Here is a 17331-nt window from a genome sequence, read left to right on the forward strand (position 1 = left end):
TCAAAAGCCGTATCTTTCCCGTCTTAAATCCCTTGGGAAAAGCGGCTTTCGCCGGTTGCCCTCGCGGCGCACCGCGGCCATTGTCCAGCCGCATGAGGCGCCTCGCGCGACTCGCCCGGATAGCGACATTGCCTTTCATGGTATTGTCCCGGCAGGGGGATTCGCGCCTGCCAACAGAGATGCGTGCTTATGAAAATCACCCGCCTGCGCCTTCACGGCTTCAAGTCCTTCGTTGAGGCCACCGACTTCGTCATCGAGCCCGGCCTGACCGGCGTGGTCGGACCCAACGGCTGCGGCAAGTCGAATCTCGTCGAGGCGCTGCGCTGGGCGATGGGCGAGACCTCGTACAAGTCGCTGCGCGCCGCCGACATGGACGCGGTGATTTTTGCCGGCTCCGGCAACCGTCCCGCGCGCAACCACGCCGAAGTGACCATGACGATTGACAATGCCGATCGCACCGCGCCGGCGGCGATGAACGACAGCCAGCTGCTCGAAATCTCCCGCCGCATCGAGCGCGAGGCGGGCTCGGTCTATCGCATCAACGGCCGCGACGTGCGCGCCCGCGACGTGCAGATCCTGTTCGCGGACGCCGCCACCGGCGCGCGCTCGCCGGCCCTCGTCCACCAAGGCAAGATCGGCGAGATCATCCAGGCCAAGCCCGAGCAGCGCCGCCGCGTGCTGGAAGACGCTGCCGGCGTCGCCGGTCTGCATGCCCGCCGCCACGAGGCCGAGTTGCGGCTCAAGGCCGCCGAAACCAATCTCACCCGCGTCGAGGACGTGATTGGCCAGCTCGCCGGCCAAGTGGAGGGCCTGAAGAAGCAGGCCCGCCAAGCCGTGCGCTATCGCGAGGTCGCGGCCAAGGTCCGCAAGGCCGAAGCCACGCTATTCCACCTGCGCTGGATCGGCGCGCATGCCGACGTCAACGAATCCGGCCAGACCCATGACCTCGCGGTCCGCGAGATGGCCGAGCGCACCCAGCACCAGGCCGAAGCCGCCCGCATCCAGGCGATCCGCGCCGCCGAAATGCCGGCGCTGCGCGATGCGGAAGCGCGCGCAGCCGCGGGCCTGCAACGGCTGACCAATGCCCGCGAGCTGCTCGACCGCGAGGAAGAGCGCGCCAAGGAGCGCGTCGCCGAGCTCGAGCGGCGCCTTGCGCAATTCGAAGGCGACATCTCCCGCGCCCAGCAGCAGACCATGGACGCAGACGTCGCGCTCCAGCGGCTCGATACTGAAGACGCCGAGTTGAAGGAAGAAATCAAGTCGCGCGTCGAAAAGCGATCCGGCGTCGACGAGCGCGTCGCGGAAGCCGAGGCGGTGCTGACCGAAACCGAACAGCAGTTCGCCGAACTCACCACGGCGCTTGCCGACCTCACCGCCAAGCGCAACCAGCTCGAGGCCAATGTCCGCACCCACCGCGACAAGCTCGCCCGTCTCGACCAGGAGATTTCGAACGTCGCGGCCGAGGAGCAGAAGCTTGCCGACGAGACCGGCGGCTTCGGCGATCTCGACGAGCTGTCCGCAACGGTCGAGAACGCGGAGCAGACGCTTGCTGCTTCGGAAGCCGCGGCCCAGGCGAGCGAAGCTGCGCACGTTGCCGCGCGTCAGACGCTGGAATCCTCGCGCTCACCGCTCGTCGAGGCCGACAAACGCGTGCAGCGGCTCGAGACCGAAGCGCGCACGATCTCCAAGATCGTCAACGGCGAGACCAAGAATCTGTGGCCGCCGATCATCGACGGGATCAGCGTCGACAAGGGGTTTGAGAAGGCGATCGGCGCCGCGCTCGGCGACGATCTCGATGCGCCGGTCGATCCGTCCGCGCCGATGCGCTGGACCAATGCCGGCGTCACCGACGGCGATCCGGAGCTGCCCGAGGGCGTCGTGCCGCTCGCGAGCCACGTTCAGGCCCCCGCCGAGCTGGCGCGCCGCCTGGCGCAGATCGGCGTAGTACCGCGCGAACGCGGCGCCGAGCTCATCTCGCAGCTCAAGACCGGCCAGCGGCTGGTCTCGCCCGAGGGCGACGTCTGGCGCTGGGACGGCTTTGTCGCAGCCGCCCACGCCCCGACCGGCGCGGCACGGCGCCTTGCCGAGCGCGCCCGCCTCGTCGACATCGAGAACGAGCTGGAGCAGGCCCGCATTGACGCGCAGATCAAGCGTCAGGCGCTGGAGAACGCCGAGTCCGAGTTGCAGATGGCCGCCAGCACCGAAGGTGCGAGCCGCGAGGCCTGGCGCGCCGCCCAGCGCGAGCTCAACGTCGCGCGTGAGCGCCACGCCACAGCCGAGCGCGAGATCAACCGTCACGCCGCCCGCAAATCGGCGCTGATCGAAGCCCATAGCCGTCTCGCCGCCGACCGTGCCGAGGCCGAAGCGGCCTACGAATATGCCGAAGCCGGGATCACCGAGCTGCCGTCGAGCGAGGAGACCGAGACCCGTCTCGCCGCGGTCCGCAGCGACATCGAAGGCCATCGCCGGATGGCCGCCCAGGTCCGCGCCGAGGCGCAGGCGCTGGCGCGTGAAGCCGAGCTCGCCGATCGCCGCGTGCAGGCGATCCTCGCCGAACGCACCGAGTGGCAGAGCCGCAAGGAGAGCGCGGCCTCCCATATCGACACCATCCAGACCCGCATCACCGAGGTCTCGATCGAGCGCAGCGATCTCGAAAACGCGCCCGCCGTGTTCGCCGAGAAGCGCAGCGCGCTAATCACCGAGATCGAATACGCGGAGAACGACCGCCGCATGGCCGCCGACGCGCTCGCCTCGGCGGAGACCGCGATGGCCGAAACCGATCGCGTCGCGAAATTGACCCTCGAGGCGCTCTCCAGCTCCCGCGAGGCCACCGCCCGCGCCGAGGAACGCATGGAAGGCGCACGGCGCCGGCTCGAGGACATCGAGCGCGAGATCCGCGACATGCTGGAAGTCGAGCCGCAGGCCGTTGCCGGCCTCGCAGAGATCGGGCCCGGCGCCGAACTGCCGCCGCTGCACGACATCGAGGAAGACCTCGAAAAGATGCGCCGCGACCGCGAGCGCCTGGGCGCGGTGAATTTGCGCGCCGAGGAAGAGCTGCGCGAGGTCGAAACCCAGCACACCGGCCTCGTCACCGAGCGCGACGACCTCGTCGAAGCCATCAAGCGGCTGCGCCAGGGCATCCAGAGTCTCAACAAGGAGGCGCGCGAGCGGCTCTTGACCTCGTTCGAGGTCGTCAACAACCATTTCAAGCGCCTGTTCGTCGAGCTGTTCGGCGGCGGCGAGGCGGCGCTGCACCTGATCGAGAGCGACGACCCGCTGGAGGCCGGTCTCGAAATCATCGCCAAGCCGCCGGGCAAGAAGCCGCAGACGCTGTCGCTGCTCTCGGGCGGCGAGCAGGCACTGACCGCGATGGCACTGATCTTCGCGGTGTTCCTCACCAACCCGTCGCCGATCTGCGTGCTGGACGAAGTCGACGCACCGCTCGACGACCACAACGTCGAGCGCTACTGCAACCTCTTGCACGAGATGACCGGCTCGACCGACACGCGCTTCATCATCATCACGCACAATCCGATCACGATGGCGCGGATGAACCGTCTGTTCGGCGTCACCATGGCCGAGCGCGGCGTCTCGCAGCTGGTGTCGGTAAACCTGCAAGAGGCGGTGGACATTCTCGACCAGAACGTGGCGTGAGGCTGAAGTCGTTCCGCACCCATTGACGTCATCATCCGCGAAAGCGGATGATCCAGTACGCCGCGGCTCCTCGGTTGACGGCACTGTATCGGATTACTGGATGCCCCGCCTGCGCGGGGCATGACCGCGGATGATGATCTCTCCCACCCTCCCCGCCGAACTCAAAGCCGCGCTCGACGGCAAGCTCCAGGGCTTCTCCCGCACCGATGCGGCACGGCGATCGTCGCAGATCTCCACCACCTATCGCGCAGGCGGCGGCTCCGGCACGATCAAGTCGGAGGCCGATGCGCTGGCCTATGCGCTGGCGCGCATGCCGGCAACCTATGCCGCCGTGGCCGCGAGCCTGAATGCGCTGACCGGGATTGCACCGGACTTTGCTCCGGAAACATTGCTCGATGTCGGCGCCGGTCCGGGCACCGCGAGCTGGGCAGCCGCAGAAGCCTTTCCGTCGCTGCAATCCTTCACCCTGCTCGATGCCAACGCCCCCCTGAGCCGGCTGGCGCTCGAGCTCGCGCAAGACAGCACGCGGCTGGCGGATTGTCGCTATCTGCCGGGCGATGCCGATGCGAACCTCGCCGAGGTTTCGCAAGCCGATCTCGTCGTTGCGAGCTATGTCATCGGCGAACTCAGTGTGGGAAATCAACGCAATCTCGCGGAAACGATGTGGGCGAAAGCGCGCCACGCGCTGGTCGTGATCGAGCCCGGGACACCCGCCGGCTACGCACGCATTCTCGCGCTGCGCCAGCAACTGATCGCGGCGGGCGCCTATGTCGCCGCGCCCTGTCCGCACGAAAAGCCGTGTCCGCTGATTGCGCCCGACTGGTGCCATTTCAGTCAGCGCCTGCCGCGCTCGCAAGCGCACCGCCAGATCAAGGGCGCTGACGTACCGTTCGAGGACGAGAGGTTTATCTACGTCGCCCTGACCCGCACACCGCCCGTAGCGCGCGCCTCGCGCGTGCTGGCGCCGCCGGATCTCGGCAAGGCCGAGATCACGGCCAAGCTCTGCACCGAGGGCGGCCTCGCGCTGACAAAGGTCCCCCGACGCGACAAGGCCGCGTACGCGGATGCGCGGCGCTGGCGCTGGGGCGATGCCGTCATGTCCGAAAGTTAACCTCGTTACCCGCTTTGCCTTGAACTCGGATGGTTCCTCATTCGACCAAGGCTTACCTGCCCTCTGCGCCGGGCTCTCGCTCCGCGCCAATTTGGTTTAGGCTGCGCCCGCCTTCTTCCCCATCAGGAGTTCTCCATGTCGACCGGCTGGATCGTTCTCGGCGTCATCGCCGTCCTCGTGCTGTTCGCCTTCAGTGCCTACAACCGGCTGGTGGCGCTGAGCCAACGCGTCGGCCAGGCCTTTGCCGACATCGACGTGCAGCTCAAGCAGCGCCACGATCTGATCCCGAATCTGGTCGAGACGGTGAAAGGCTATGCCTCGCACGAGCGCGGCACGCTCGACGACGTCATCAAGGCGCGCAATTCGGCGATGTCGGCGCAGGGGCCGGCGCAGGTGTCCGCTGCCGAGAATCAGCTCTCGGGCGCGCTCGGCCGGCTGATCGCGCTGTCGGAGGCCTACCCGGACCTCAAGGCCAATACCAATTTCCAGCAGCTCGCCAGCGAGCTCTCGGACCTCGAGAACAAGATCGCGGCGAGCCGCCGCTTCTTCAACAACGCGGTCCAGGAGTACAACACCGGCATCCAGCAGATGCCCGCAGCTTTGTTCGCCGGCATGTTCGGCTTCACCAGGAAGGATTTCTTCGATCTCGGCGCCAGCCGCACTGAGGTCGAGGCCACGCCGCAGGTGAAGTTCTGAGTTGAGCCGATAGGCCGGCAGGGCAGCGCGTCATGGCCGCGTATGGTCTCTACACGCACATCGCCTCGAACAAGTTTCGTTCGATGCTGCTGCTCGCCGGTCTGTTCCTGCTGATCTACGTGCTGGTCTATGCCGGCGCGCTGATCGCCGAAGTTCTCATCGACAGCGACCAGACCGTCGCCTTCTATCTGAGCCGCGCCTTCTCCGACCTGCTCAAAGCCTCGCCGTTCGCGACGATTGCAGCGGCCGTCTGGATCGTGATCGCATATTTCTTCCACCAGTCGATGATCGATGCCGTGACCGGCGGCCACGATGTCACCCGGCAAGACGAGCCGCGGCTCTACAATCTGCTCGAAAACCTCTGCATCTCGCGCGGCATCACGATGCCGAAGCTGAAGATCATGGAGAGCCCGGCGCTAAACGCGTTTGCGACCGGCCTCAATCCGCGTCAATATGCGATCACCGTGACCACGGGTCTCCTCAATGCGCTGAACGACAAGGAGATCGAGGCGGTGCTGGGCCACGAGCTGACCCACATCAAGAACGGCGACGTGCAGCTCATGGTCGTCGCCGTCATCATCGCCGGCGCGGTCGGCTTCTTCGGCGAATTGTTCTTCCGCCTGTTCACGAATTTGAGCTGGAGTTCCGGCGGTTCGTGGTCATCGGGCTCCTCCTCCTCGCGATCGTCCTCGTCATCGAGCGACAGCAAGAGCTCCGGCGGCGGCGCGGTGATCGTGATCATCATCGCAGTCGTGCTGATCGTGGTGGCCTGGCTGGTGTCGCAAGTGGTGAAGCTCGCGCTGTCGCGTTCGCGCGAATACCTTGCCGACGCAGGCTCGGTCGAGCTGACGAAAAATCCGGACGCCATGATCTCGGCGCTGCGCAAGATCGAGAACCGCGGCGAGCTGCCGGGCGCGACCTCGGCGGTGATGGAGCTCTGCGTCGACAATCCGCGCGAAGGCTTTGCCGATTTGTTTGCAACCCATCCCTCGGTGCAGTCCCGGGTCGACGCGTTGGTCAAGTTCGCCGGCGGCCATGATCCCGGCCCGCTGCCGCCACCTGACGAGGCGGACGAGCCTGAGGCACAGGTTGAGCAGCAGGACGGCCCGCCGCCGTTACGCCAGGGGCCTTGGAACGATGCAGGCGGTTCGGCCAGTCCGCCGCCCGTGCCCAACCTCTCCAAAGCCGCGAGCAGCAATCCGATGGACAATCCCATGGGTCCTTGGGGTCGCCATTGAGCGCGTGATTGGACGCCACGCGCGGCAGCTTTCGCCGCGATTGGGAAAAACCTCGGGAATTGCCGTAACTGCATGCCGAGGAATTGAATTCTCCCTTGTTTCTGCCATGTTCGCGCCCAACAGCAGACTTGGGACATCCTTGGGGACATCCTTGGGACATCGATTTGGGGCCCGGCCGATTGCGACCTCGCGATCGGGGGCGCGCGTTAGGGGACAGCAATGGCAAAGCCGGCAGTGGTAGTGGTGGGCGCGGACAAGGGCGGGGTCGGCAAGACCACGGTATCGCGCACCTTGCTCGATTATTTTTCCGCCAACAACGTGCCGACCCGCGCGTTCGACACGGAGTCGCCGCGCGGAACCCTGAAGCGCTTCCATCCTGACATCACCGAGATCGTCGACATGACGACGACGTCGGATCAGATGAAGATCTTCGATACCCTCAATGCGACGAGCCCGTCGGTAACCGTGATCGACGTCCGCGCCGGCCTGCTTTCGCCGGCACTCGCCTCCTTGCGCGACATCGGCTTCCTCGACGCCGCCAAGGCCGGCCAGATCACCTTCGCGGTGTTCCACATCCTCGGCCCCTCGATCGCCTCGCTCGATGAGATTGCAGAGACGGCAGGCTTCATGACCGGCGCCAAGTACTTCCTGGTGAAGAACTTCATTAATGACACCCAGTTCTTCCAGTGGGACCAGGCGACCTATAATTCCTACTTCCATCGCATCAAGGATGCGACCGAGCTGACCATCCCCAAGCTCAACGAAATGGCCTATGAGCAGGTCGAGGTCTCGTCCGTTCCGTTCCTGAAATTCGTCGCCAACAAGGGCATCAACGATGATGCCGCCAATTACTCCTTCGTGCTGCGCGGCTATGTCCGGCACTGGCTGGCGAACGTCTGGAGCGAGTTCGACCGGATCCGGCTGACCGACATCGTCGGCTCGAAGCCCACCGCGCGCAACAGCGAAAAATAGTTGCGCAAGTCGGGCGGATGCGGCTGGATTGAGTGGTGAAATCCGCGCAGATATAGCTGTTGATGCCCGCGACGCCCCTCTACATCATCTGCTCGCCCCGCCCGCAGGTCGGCAAGACGCTGCTGGCGCGGCTATTGAGCGAATTTTTGCTGCTCAAGAACGGCGATGTCGCAGCCTTCGACGTCAACCTGAAGGAACCGTCGCTACTCGACTATTTGCCCAAGATCACCGAGACCGCCGACGTGATCGACACTTACGGCAAGATGCAGCTGATGGATCGCGTCATCGTCGACGACGGCATGGCCAAGGTGATCGACCTCGGCTTCCACGCCTTCGACGAGTTCTTCAAGATGACCGACGAGATCGGCTTGCTGAAGGAGGCCGCGCGCCGTCACGTCGCGCCGATGATCCTGTTCGTCGCCGACACCGACCGCGTCTCGGCCCGCGCCCACGAGATGCTGCGCGGACAGATCCCGCGGATCAACCTGATCACCGTCGACAATGAGTTCATCATCCGCGGCGAGTTGCCGGCTGCGATGGCCGGCGGCCGGCTATTGCGCCTGCCGGCGCTGCCCGGCTTCCTGAAGACCTATATCGACCGGCTGAACTTCTCCTTCACCGGCTACCTGCGCCAGGAGAAGGACGCCTCCACCGAACTGCACCAGTGGACCCGGCGGAACTATCTCGCCTTCCGTGAGCTCGAGCTCAGCCTGATCCTGCAGCGGTCTTAGGCGATGATTTTACCCGGATAATATTGACTGCGGCCCCGACCGTGTCTATTGAGGCGGGCATCGGTATCCCTCTCAGCAAGGTCCTACCCCGTGAGCATCGACCGGAAGGCGGCCATCGCCGCCTACAAGGAGCGCAAGACCATTGCGGGCATCTACGTCGTGTGCTGCGCGGCATCGGGCGAAGCCTGGGTCGGCCAGGCGGCGAACCTGGAGACAATCCAGAACCGCATCTGGTTCTCCCTGCGCCAAGGCGGCCATCCCTGTCGCAGTCTCCAGGCTGCGTGGAGCACGCATGGCGAGACGGGACTGACGTTCGGCGAATGCGAGCGTCTGGAAGATGAGGAGACGGACTATGTCAGGAACGCACTGCTCAAAGAGCGCATGCTGCATTGGCGGTCAGCATTGAAGGCCGAGGCGATCTGACGATCGCCGCGGCGCCGACGCGGCTCAGTGCCCCTCGAACGTCATCAGCGTGCGCACCGGCACGTCCATCGCGCGCAGCTTGGTGGCGCCGCCGAGATCGGGCAGATCGATGATGAAGCAGGCGGCGACCACATTGGCGCCGATCTGGCGCAGCAGCTTGACCGCGCCTTCCGCGGTGCCGCCGGTGGCGATGAGATCGTCGACCAGGATCACGCGCTCGCCGGGCTGGATCGCATCGACATGCATCTCCATCTCGTCGATGCCGTATTCGAGAGAGTAAGCGATGCGCACGGTGGTGTGCGGCAGCTTGCCTTTCTTCCGGATCGGCACGAAGCCGGCCGAGACCTGATGCGCCACCGCGCCGCCGATGATGAAGCCGCGCGCTTCCATGCCGGCGACCTTGTCGATCTTGTTGCCGGCCCAGGGATTGACGAGCTCGTCGACCGCGCGGCGGAAGGCGCGCGCATCCGCAAGCAGCGTGGTGATGTCGCGGAACATGATTCCCGGCTTGGGATAGTCGGGGATGGTGCGGACGCTCGCCTTCAGATCGTGGTCAAAGGTCATTGGTGCCTCTCAATCAACGCGCGCATCCAGCCGGAACGCATTCTCGACAATCCTCAAACCCACCTCGCCACTGAGCGACATCAGCGATTCCGGGTGGAATTGCACGCCGGCAACCGGCAGGGTCTTGTGCTCGAGCGCCATCGCGACGCCGTCCTCGGTGCTGGCGGTGACATCAAGCACCTCGGGCATGCTGTCGCGCTCGACAAACAATGAATGATAGCGGCCGATGACGATCTCGTTCGGCAGGTTGCGCATCAGGCGCCCGCCGCGCACCTGCACCCGCGAGGGCCGGCCGTGGGCGGGATGGGTGAGCTGCCCGAGCTCGCCGCCGAAATACTCGCCGATTGCCTGCACGCCGAGACAGACGCCGAACACCGGCAGCTTGTTCTCCAGCGCTGCGTCGATGGTCTTCTTGATCGCGAAATCCTCAGGCCTGCCGGGGCCGGGCGACAGCACCAGCAAGTCCCACCTCTTCAGCTTGAGCATGTCGAGCGCATGCACATGGCGGACCACGGTGACGTCGGCGCCGACCTGGCGGAAATAATCGGCGAGCATGTGCACGAAGCTGTCGTCGTGGTCGATCAGCAGCACTCGCTTGCCGCTTCCGGTCGCATCGGGCGCGACGGTCGACAGCGGCTTTGGCGGATCGCCGCGCAGCGCCTGGAATAGCGCCGCGGCCTTGACCTGGCACTCGCGGTCTTCGGCCGCGGGATCGGAATCGAACAGGCAGGTGGCACCGACGCGCACCTCGGCGAGACCATCCTTCATGCGGATGGTGCGGATGGTGAGGCCGGTGTTGATGCTGCCGTCGAAATTCACCGCGCCGATCGCGCCGGCGTACCAGCGTCGCGGCGAGCGCTCGTGATCCTCGACGAACTGCATCGCCCAGAGTTTTGGCGCGCCGGTGACCGTAACGGCCCAGGCATGGGTGAGAAAGGCATCGAGCGCATCGAAGCCGGGGCGCAGCATGCCTTCGACGTGATCGACGGTGTGGAACAGTTTTGAGTAGGTCTCGATCTGTCGCCGCGCCAGCACCTTGATCGTGCCGGGCACGCAGACGCGCGCCTTGTCGTTGCGGTCGACGTCGGTGCACATGTTGAGCTCGAACTCGTCCTTCTCCGAGTTCAGCAGCTGGCGGATCTGCTCGGCATCGCCGATCGCATCAAGGCCGCGCGCGATCGTGCCTGATATCGGGCAGGTCTCGACCCGGCGTCCGTCGGAGCGCACGAACATCTCCGGCGACGCCGACACCAGGAATTCGCCGTCGCCGAGATTCATCAGCGCGCCGTAGGGCGACGGATTGATGACGCAGAGCCGCTGGAACACTTCGGCCGGCGAACGATCGCAGGGCTCGGCGAAGAGCTGTCCCGGCACCGCCTCGAACAAATCGCCGCGCGCAAAAGCCGCGCGCGCGGTCTCGACGGTGGCCTGATATTCACCGGGCGCGTGATCGGCAAAACCCTGCCGCGGCGTCTTCAGGTACGGGCTCTCGGCGGTCTCGCGCGGCAGGCCTTCGGTGGACTTGCCCTTCCACGCAAAATCGTAACTCAGCACCACGCCGCGGCCGGTGGCGCGGTCATAGGCGAGCAGGCGATCGGGGACGTAGAGCACGATGTCGCGCTGGTCGCTCTCACGCGCGCGCTTCTGCACGAGGTCCTCGATCTGGAACACGAGGTCGTAGGCGAAGGCGCCGAACAGGCCGAGCAGCCCGTCGTCATTGGCGGAGAGGGCGGCGACGAGATCGCGCACCAGCGACATCACGCTGGCACGCCGCGTGCGCTGGTCCTCGTCGACAGGGGCATCGCCGCGGATGATGTGGCCGGCGAGAAGAGAAGCCGTCTTCTCAGCAATCACGACGCAGGGCTCGCGCAGAACGTCGGCGAGGAAGGCGATCAGCACCTGCCCGCGCTCGTTCAGTGCTTCCAGCCTGAAATTGAAGCCGACCGTTTCGAGCTTGAGCGGCGGATCGGAGAAGCCGAGGTCAAAGCTCTCGTAGCGGCCGGGTACGGTCGTGCCCGAGGACAGCACCACGCCGCGGCGGCGGTCGAGCAGGCTGACAAGGTCGTCGAGCCGGTTGGCGCCACCGGAAAACTGCTCCGCCACGCGCGTGATCGCGAGACCTGCGCGGGTCACATAATCGCTTCTGGCCGGGAGGGCAAAGACTGTCCTGTTCATGTGGTCCTCTTACGAAACTTGCCGAGGGAACGCCACACAGGACAAACGATCAGGCCGCCGCACTGCGTGGCGACCTCAGACGATTTGGGAATGGAAAATCGCACCGGCCACCTCTTTAGGAGGTGCGCCACCAAAGACGGGCTGGGCGGACGGCGGTGCTCATGGGGCGGATACTCACCATGGTGCGGGGGCGGCGTCAAGGGCGGGCCGGCTGCGGTGGCCTGGACGGAGCACAGCGCAATCCGAGTTCAGTGCGGCGATGCGACGGCCCCGGATTACGCGGAGCCTGTCATCGGGCGGCGCTTCGCGCCGACCCGTTGGCTCCATCCAGGCTACGGGCGACTACCCCAAATGCTTCCGGAAAAACTCCGTCGCCCTTCCCCAGGCGAGCTCGGCGGCTTCGCGGTCGTGCACGGCCTGGCGCTGCTCGTTGACGAAGGCGTGCTCGGCGTCATAGCGGAACAGCTCCAGCGACTTGCCGGCGGCATTCATGCCGTTTTCGAAGGCATCGACCAGCTGCGGAGTGCACCAATCGTCCTTGTTGGCGAAATGGGCCTGGAGCGGGATCTTGACGTCGGCGGGCTTGGCCGCCTGCTCCGGCGGGATGCCGTAGAACACGACGCCGGCCGCAAGCTCCGGGATTTTCGTCGCGCCGATGATGGTGACGGCACCGCCGAGGCAGAAGCCGGTGAGGCCGACCTTGGCGCCGTTGCGCGACAGATATTGCGTGGCGCCGCGCACCGTCTGTGTGGTGGCGTCCATGAAGTCGAGCGAGTTCATCTCTTTGTTGGCGGAATCCGTGTCGTGATACGGCACCACCTTGCCCTTGTAGAGATCGGGCGCCAGCGTGTCGAAACCGGCCAGCGCAAAGCGGTCGCAGAGGCCCTTGATCTGGTCCGACAGACCCCACCATTCCTGGATCACGACCACGCCCGGCGCGTTGCCGCGCGCGGCATTGGCGAGATAGCCCGAGGCGTCCTTGCCGTCCGGGCGCTTGAAGGTAATGACGGTTCCCATGGTGTCCTCCGATGAGTTTCTGGGGGAGCGGTTGGCGGCATTTTGGCGGGTGCGAGCGCGCGGCGCAATCCACACTCTCGTCATTCCGGGGCGCGCGATAGCACGAGCTATGATGCACAATTGCGCATCTGAGAATTCGTCGAGCCACAGAGCTGGTGGATGAGATGAATGGATTCCGGGCTCGATGCTGACGCATCGCCCCGGAATGACAAACTAACAAAAAAGCCCCCTCGCGGGGGCTTCTTCAATCTCGTCTCGCCTCAAGCCGCTCAGTGCGAGCTGGCCCAGACTTTCTTCTTGGTGAAATACATCAGGCCCGCGAAGATGAGCAGGAACACGAACACCTGCAAGCCGAGGCGCTTGCGCGCTTCCATGTGCGGCTCGGCGGTCCACATCAGGAACGTGGTGACGTCCTTGGAATATTGCGCAACCGTGGTTGGCGAGCCGTCGTCATAGGTCACCTGACCGTCGCTGAGCGGCTTCGGCATCTTGATGGCGTGGCCCGGAAAATACTTGTTGTAGTAGGAGCCCTCCGGGATGGTCACGCCTTCCGGCGCCTTGTCCTCAAAACCCTGCAGCACGGCCGAGACGTAGTCCGGGCCCTGCTCCTGGTACTGGGTGAAGAAGTCGACGACGAACATCGGAAAGCCGCGGCCGTAGGAGCGTGCCTTGGCGATCAGCGACAAATCGGGCGGCGCCGCGCCGCCGTTCGCCGCACGCGCCGCCTGCTCGTTCGCGAATGGCGACGGAAAATAGTCCGCGGGCCGGCCCGGACGCTCGAACATGTCGCCCGAATCGTTCGGACCGTCCTTGACCTTGTAGTCGGAGGCGAAGGCAGCGGCCTGAGCGACCGAATAGCCGGGGCCGCCGGCTTCCGCGAGGTTGCGGAAGGCGATGTAGGACAGACCGTGGCAGTTGGCGCAGACCTCCTTGTAGACCTTCAAGCCGCGCTGGAGTGCGCCGCGGTCGAACGTGCCGAACGGACCGGAAAAGGACCATTTGTTGCCCGGCGGCTTGTCGTTGGCTTCGGACGCTCTGGCGCTGTCGATCGAGCCCGCGAACAGGGCGCCGGCCAGTGCAAGCACGATCGCGGTCGACACCATCGGCGTCGACTTGCTGCCGGTCTTGGCGAGCACCGCATCGGCGATCGAGTTCGGCACCGGCCGTGGCGTCTCGATACGCGACAGCAGAGGCAGCACGATCAGGAAGTAGGCGAAGTAGCAGAACGTCAGGACCCGGCCCGCGATCACGTAGATGCCCTCGGGCGGCTGCGCCCCGAGATAGCCGAGCAGGATGCAGACCACGACGAAGATCCAGAAGAACTGCTTGGCGAGCGGACGGTACTTCGAGGACTTGGTCTTGGCAGCATCGAGCCAGGGCAGGAAGCACAGGATGATGATCGCCGAGAACATCCCGATCACGCCCGCGAGCTTGTTCGGAATCGAGCGCAGGATCGCGTAGAACGGCAGGTAATACCATTCCGGCACGATGTGCGGCGGCGTCACGCCCGGGTTCGCCGGGATGTAGTTGTCGGCGTCGCCGAGATAGTTCGGCATGTAGAAGATGAACCAGGCGTAGAGCAGCAGGAAGCAGGCGACGCCGAACCCATCCTTGATGGTGGCATGCGGCGTGAACGGAACCGTGTCCTTTTCCGTCTTCGGCTCGACGCCGTCAGGATTGTTCTGCCCGGCGACATGCAGCGCCCAGACGTGGAGCACGACGACGCCCGCGATCAGGAACGGCAGCAGATAGTGCAGCGAGAAAAAGCGGTTCAGCGTCGGATTGCCGACCGAATAGCCGCCCCACAACAGGGTCACGATGCTCTCGCCGACATAGGGAATGGCGGAGAACAGATTCGTGATGACGGTGGCGCCCCAGAAGCTCATCTGGCCCCACGGCAGCACGTAGCCCATGAAGCCGGTCGCCATCATCAGGAGGTAGATGATGACGCCGAGGATCCACAGCACCTCGCGCGGCTCCTTGTACGACCCGTAATAGAGGCCGCGGAACATGTGAACGTAGACGGCGACGAAGAACATCGAGGCACCGACGGCATGCATGTTGCGGAGCAGCCAGCCGTAGTTGACGTCGCGCACGATCAGCTCGACCGACTTGAAGGCGAGATCGGCATGCGGCGTGTAGTGCATCGCCAGGATCACGCCAGTCAGGATCTGGATCCCGAGCATGAAGGAGAGGATAGCGCCGAAGGTCCACCAGTAGTTCAGGTTGCGCGGGGTGGGATAGACGACGAAGGAGGAGTGCACGAGCCCGAGGATCGGCAGGCGCCGCTCGATCCATTGCAGGGCCGGATTGCTCGGCTGGTAGTCGGATGGTCCGCTCATGATGCGATCCTGAGGAAATAAGACGACGAGACGGCGCGAAGCTTCGGACGCGGATCCGAAGCTCAGCCGATCTGGATTTTGGTGTCGGAAACGAACTGGTACGGCGGCACCGGCAGGTTCGCGGGCGCGGGCCCCTGGCGGATGCGGCCGGACGAATCGTACTGCGAACCATGGCAGGGGCAGAAGAACCCGTCGTAATTGCCCTCATGAGCGATCGGGATGCAGCCAAGATGGGTGCAGATGCCGATCACGACGAGCCACTGCTCATGGCCGGACTTGACCCGGGCCTCATCGGACTGCGGATCGGGCAGGCTCGCCACATTGACGGCGCGCGCCTCGTCGATCTGCTTCTTGGTGCGGTGGCTGATGTAGATCGGCTTGCCGCGCCAGAACACCTTGATGTCCTGCCCTTCGGCAACCGGGCTGAGATCGACCTCGATCGGCGCACCGGCGGCGATGGTCGACGCATCAGGATTCATTTGGGAGATGAAGGGCCAGAGCGCAGCTGCGCCCCCTACCGCTGCAGCCGCCCCCGTTGCAACGAATAAGAAATCACGGCGTGTCGGATGGTCCGCCGAAGACGCTGTCGTCACGATTCCAACCCTTTCTTCTTATGCGACCGGCGGAACCGTTCCAGAGGCCCCCAAGGTCCCCAGAACAGTCTGCCGGCGCCCGCGGCCCCCCGCGGCGGCAGAACTTCACGTGTCCCCGCCAAAACAAGGCGAAAACAGCAGTCCAGAATCGTTCTATTGGCACCCTTGCCGGGCGAGCGCAAGCCCGCTAACCGCGTGGGGGCGTGCAATGCACGAATTCCGCAGCCAGCGATGTTTTATTGAGACATTTCCGGTCCGCATCGACCCTGATACAGCCCTTGCACAGCCCATGCAGATAGCGCTTTTCCAACCCGACATCGCCCAGAACACCGGCACGATTCTCAGGCTTTGCGCCTGCCTGGGCATGGCCGCCCATATCATCGAACCGGCGGGATTCCCGTTCTCCGACCGCTTGTTCCGCCGGGCGGGAATGGATTACCTCGACCATGTCAGCGTGACCCGCCACGACTCCTGGTCGAAATTCGAGCAGTGGCGCGCGGCACAGGGCTGCCGGCTGCTGCTGTTCACCACCAAGGGCGCCACCGACTATCGCGATTTCCGTTACCAGACGCCGGACATCCTGCTATTCGGACGCGAGAGCGCCGGCGTCACCGACGCGGTGGTCGAGGCCGCGGATGCGCGGCTGGTGATCCCGATCACGCCTGGGTTGCGGTCGCTCAATGTGGCGATGACCGCGGCGATGGCCGCAGGCGAGGCGCTGCGGCAGCTCCGGAACCCCGAAGGCCCATCAGATTGAGGAGAGACGATTGAGTTACGCGGTCAAGGAAATCTTCCTGACCCTGCAAGGCGAAGGCGCCCATGCCGGGCGCGCGTCCGTGTTCTGCCGTTTTGCCGGCTGCAATCTCTGGAGCGGCCGCGAGGCCGACCGCATGGATGCGACCTGCAAATTCTGCGACACGGATTTCGTCGGGACCGACGGCACGCTCGGCGGACGTTACGCCTCGGCCGCGGAACTCGCCGACGCCGTCGCGGCGCAATGGACGGCCTCCTCCGGCAACCGTTACGTGGTGCTCACCGGCGGCGAGCCGCTGCTCCAGGTCGATGCCGCGCTGGTCGATGCGCTCCACGCCCGCGGCTTCGAGATCGGCGTCGAGACCAACGGCACGATCGCTGCGCCTGCGGGGCTCGACTGGATCTGCGTCAGCCCCAAGGGCGGCAGCGAGTTGGTGCTGCGCCGCGGCCATGAACTCAAGCTGGTCTATCCGCAGCCGCTCGCCGCGCCCGAGGCCTACGAGGATCTCGCCTTCGAACGCTTCTCGCTGCAGCCGATGGACGGACCCGAGGCGGCGGAAAACACCGCGCGCGCGATCGACTATTGCCTGCGCCATCCGCAATGGCGGCTCAGCGTGCAGACGCACAAATCGCTCGGCATCAGATAGGATTGGTCTTCGAACAGATGTGGGAATTGACGAAATCGTTCCGCTTCGAGGCGGCGCATTCACTGACGGGAACGACGTTTGGCGCGGACAGCGAAGAGATCCACGGCCACTCCTTCCGTGCCGAAGTGAGCTTGCGCGGCACGCCGGACCCTGCGACCGGCATGGTGGTCGACCTCGGCCTCGTCCAGCGTGCCATCGAGGACGTGCGGCTGACGCTGGACCACAAGTTCCTCAACAAGATCGAGGCGCTGGGCACACCAACGCTGGAAAACCTCTCGCGGTTCGTCTGGGAGCGGCTACAGCATATCGGCAAGCTCACCCGCGTCAGCATCCACCGCGACAGTTGCAACGAAAGCTGCACCTATTACGGTCCGCAGGGCTAGACTTCGTAGGATGGGCAAAGTGCAGCGTGTCC

Annotated in this window: 15 protein-coding genes; 10 read left to right on the top strand and 5 right to left on the bottom strand. The window is 65.1% G+C overall.

Annotated features, from left to right (window positions below):
• Positions 1–189 precede the first annotated feature (189 nt).
• From smc to IVA80_RS11355, 7 genes are all read left to right on the top strand, one after another.
• Complete coding sequence (gene smc / locus IVA80_RS11325; RefSeq protein ID WP_247429233.1) at positions 190–3654, top strand: chromosome segregation protein SMC; 3465 nt, start codon at positions 190–192, stop codon at positions 3652–3654.
• A gap of 130 nt (positions 3655–3784) precedes the next feature.
• Positions 3785–4765 carry a small ribosomal subunit Rsm22 family protein gene (locus tag IVA80_RS11330; protein ID WP_247429236.1) on the top strand — a complete coding sequence of 327 codons (981 nt, stop codon included), beginning with the start codon at positions 3785–3787 and terminating at the stop codon, positions 4763–4765.
• A 135-nt stretch (positions 4766–4900) separates the two neighbouring features.
• A complete protein-coding gene (locus IVA80_RS11335; protein WP_247429238.1) occupies positions 4901–5461 on the top strand; it encodes a LemA family protein in 561 nt (186 codons plus the stop codon).
• A 32-nt stretch (positions 5462–5493) separates the two neighbouring features.
• Positions 5494–6699, top strand: coding sequence for a M48 family metallopeptidase (locus IVA80_RS11340; RefSeq protein WP_247429240.1), 1206 nt, complete (start codon positions 5494–5496; stop codon positions 6697–6699).
• 219 nt (positions 6700–6918) lie between these two features.
• Positions 6919–7671 carry a hypothetical protein gene (locus tag IVA80_RS11345; RefSeq protein WP_247429242.1) on the top strand — a complete coding sequence of 251 codons (753 nt, stop codon included), beginning with the start codon at positions 6919–6921 and terminating at the stop codon, positions 7669–7671.
• A gap of 62 nt (positions 7672–7733) precedes the next feature.
• On the top strand, positions 7734–8402 hold the full coding sequence (locus tag IVA80_RS11350) for a hypothetical protein (RefSeq protein WP_247429244.1): 669 nt from the start codon (positions 7734–7736) through the stop codon (positions 8400–8402).
• A 90-nt stretch (positions 8403–8492) separates the two neighbouring features.
• Positions 8493–8825: a GIY-YIG nuclease family protein gene (locus tag IVA80_RS11355; protein WP_247429246.1), complete on the top strand. Its 333-nt coding sequence runs from the start codon at positions 8493–8495 to the stop codon at positions 8823–8825.
• A 24-nt stretch (positions 8826–8849) separates the two neighbouring features.
• Here IVA80_RS11355 and IVA80_RS11360 read toward each other — a convergent pair whose 3' ends face one another.
• From IVA80_RS11360 to petA, 5 genes are all read right to left on the bottom strand, one after another.
• The gene (locus IVA80_RS11360) at positions 8850–9389 is read right to left on the bottom strand and encodes an adenine phosphoribosyltransferase (protein ID WP_247429248.1); all 540 of its coding nucleotides are present in this window, start codon (positions 9387–9389) and stop codon (positions 8850–8852) included.
• Between the two features lie 9 nt (positions 9390–9398).
• Positions 9399–11564: an anthranilate synthase component I gene (locus IVA80_RS11365; RefSeq protein WP_247429250.1), complete on the bottom strand. Its 2166-nt coding sequence runs from the start codon at positions 11562–11564 to the stop codon at positions 9399–9401.
• 342 nt (positions 11565–11906) lie between these two features.
• Positions 11907–12581: a dienelactone hydrolase family protein gene (locus IVA80_RS11370; protein WP_247429252.1), complete on the bottom strand. Its 675-nt coding sequence runs from the start codon at positions 12579–12581 to the stop codon at positions 11907–11909.
• A gap of 269 nt (positions 12582–12850) precedes the next feature.
• The gene (gene fbcH, locus IVA80_RS11375) at positions 12851–14923 is read right to left on the bottom strand and encodes a cytochrome b/c1 (RefSeq protein WP_247429254.1); all 2073 of its coding nucleotides are present in this window, start codon (positions 14921–14923) and stop codon (positions 12851–12853) included.
• 62 nt (positions 14924–14985) lie between these two features.
• A complete protein-coding gene (gene petA / locus IVA80_RS11380; RefSeq protein ID WP_026232845.1) occupies positions 14986–15516 on the bottom strand; it encodes a ubiquinol-cytochrome c reductase iron-sulfur subunit in 531 nt (176 codons plus the stop codon).
• A 289-nt stretch (positions 15517–15805) separates the two neighbouring features.
• Between petA and IVA80_RS11385 the strand changes: the two genes are divergently transcribed.
• Genes IVA80_RS11385 through IVA80_RS11395 form a run of 3 tightly spaced genes read left to right on the top strand, consistent with a single transcriptional unit; the run spans position 15806 to position 17299 of the window.
• The gene (locus tag IVA80_RS11385) at positions 15806–16273 is read left to right on the top strand and encodes a tRNA (cytidine(34)-2'-O)-methyltransferase (protein ID WP_247429485.1); all 468 of its coding nucleotides are present in this window, start codon (positions 15806–15808) and stop codon (positions 16271–16273) included.
• Between the two features lie 10 nt (positions 16274–16283).
• Positions 16284–16916: a 7-carboxy-7-deazaguanine synthase gene (queE, locus tag IVA80_RS11390; RefSeq protein ID WP_247429256.1), complete on the top strand. Its 633-nt coding sequence runs from the start codon at positions 16284–16286 to the stop codon at positions 16914–16916.
• 17 nt (positions 16917–16933) lie between these two features.
• Positions 16934–17299 (top strand): 6-carboxytetrahydropterin synthase, encoded by a 366-nt coding sequence (locus IVA80_RS11395; RefSeq protein ID WP_247429487.1) that lies wholly within the window; start codon positions 16934–16936, stop codon positions 17297–17299.
• Positions 17300–17331 lie beyond the last annotated feature (32 nt).

Source organism: Bradyrhizobium sp. 139, assembly GCF_023074175.1.
Lineage (GTDB): Bacteria > Pseudomonadota > Alphaproteobacteria > Rhizobiales > Xanthobacteraceae > Bradyrhizobium.

Coding starts and splice junctions, on each gene's coding strand:
- smc (WP_247429233.1), top strand. CDS start 190: ATGAAAATCACCCGCCTGCGCCTTCACGGCTTCAAGTCCTTCGTTGAG.
- IVA80_RS11330 (WP_247429236.1), top strand. CDS start 3,785: ATGATGATCTCTCCCACCCTCCCCGCCGAACTCAAAGCCGCGCTCGAC.
- IVA80_RS11335 (WP_247429238.1), top strand. CDS start 4,901: ATGTCGACCGGCTGGATCGTTCTCGGCGTCATCGCCGTCCTCGTGCTG.
- IVA80_RS11340 (WP_247429240.1), top strand. CDS start 5,494: ATGGCCGCGTATGGTCTCTACACGCACATCGCCTCGAACAAGTTTCGT.
- IVA80_RS11345 (WP_247429242.1), top strand. CDS start 6,919: ATGGCAAAGCCGGCAGTGGTAGTGGTGGGCGCGGACAAGGGCGGGGTC.
- IVA80_RS11350 (WP_247429244.1), top strand. CDS start 7,734: ATGCCCGCGACGCCCCTCTACATCATCTGCTCGCCCCGCCCGCAGGTC.
- IVA80_RS11360 (WP_247429248.1), bottom strand. CDS start 9,389: ATGACCTTTGACCACGATCTGAAGGCGAGCGTCCGCACCATCCCCGAC.
- IVA80_RS11365 (WP_247429250.1), bottom strand. CDS start 11,564: ATGAACAGGACAGTCTTTGCCCTCCCGGCCAGAAGCGATTATGTGACC.
- IVA80_RS11370 (WP_247429252.1), bottom strand. CDS start 12,581: ATGGGAACCGTCATTACCTTCAAGCGCCCGGACGGCAAGGACGCCTCG.
- fbcH (WP_247429254.1), bottom strand. CDS start 14,923: ATGAGCGGACCATCCGACTACCAGCCGAGCAATCCGGCCCTGCAATGG.
- IVA80_RS11385 (WP_247429485.1), top strand. CDS start 15,806: ATGCAGATAGCGCTTTTCCAACCCGACATCGCCCAGAACACCGGCACG.
- IVA80_RS11395 (WP_247429487.1), top strand. CDS start 16,934: ATGTGGGAATTGACGAAATCGTTCCGCTTCGAGGCGGCGCATTCACTG.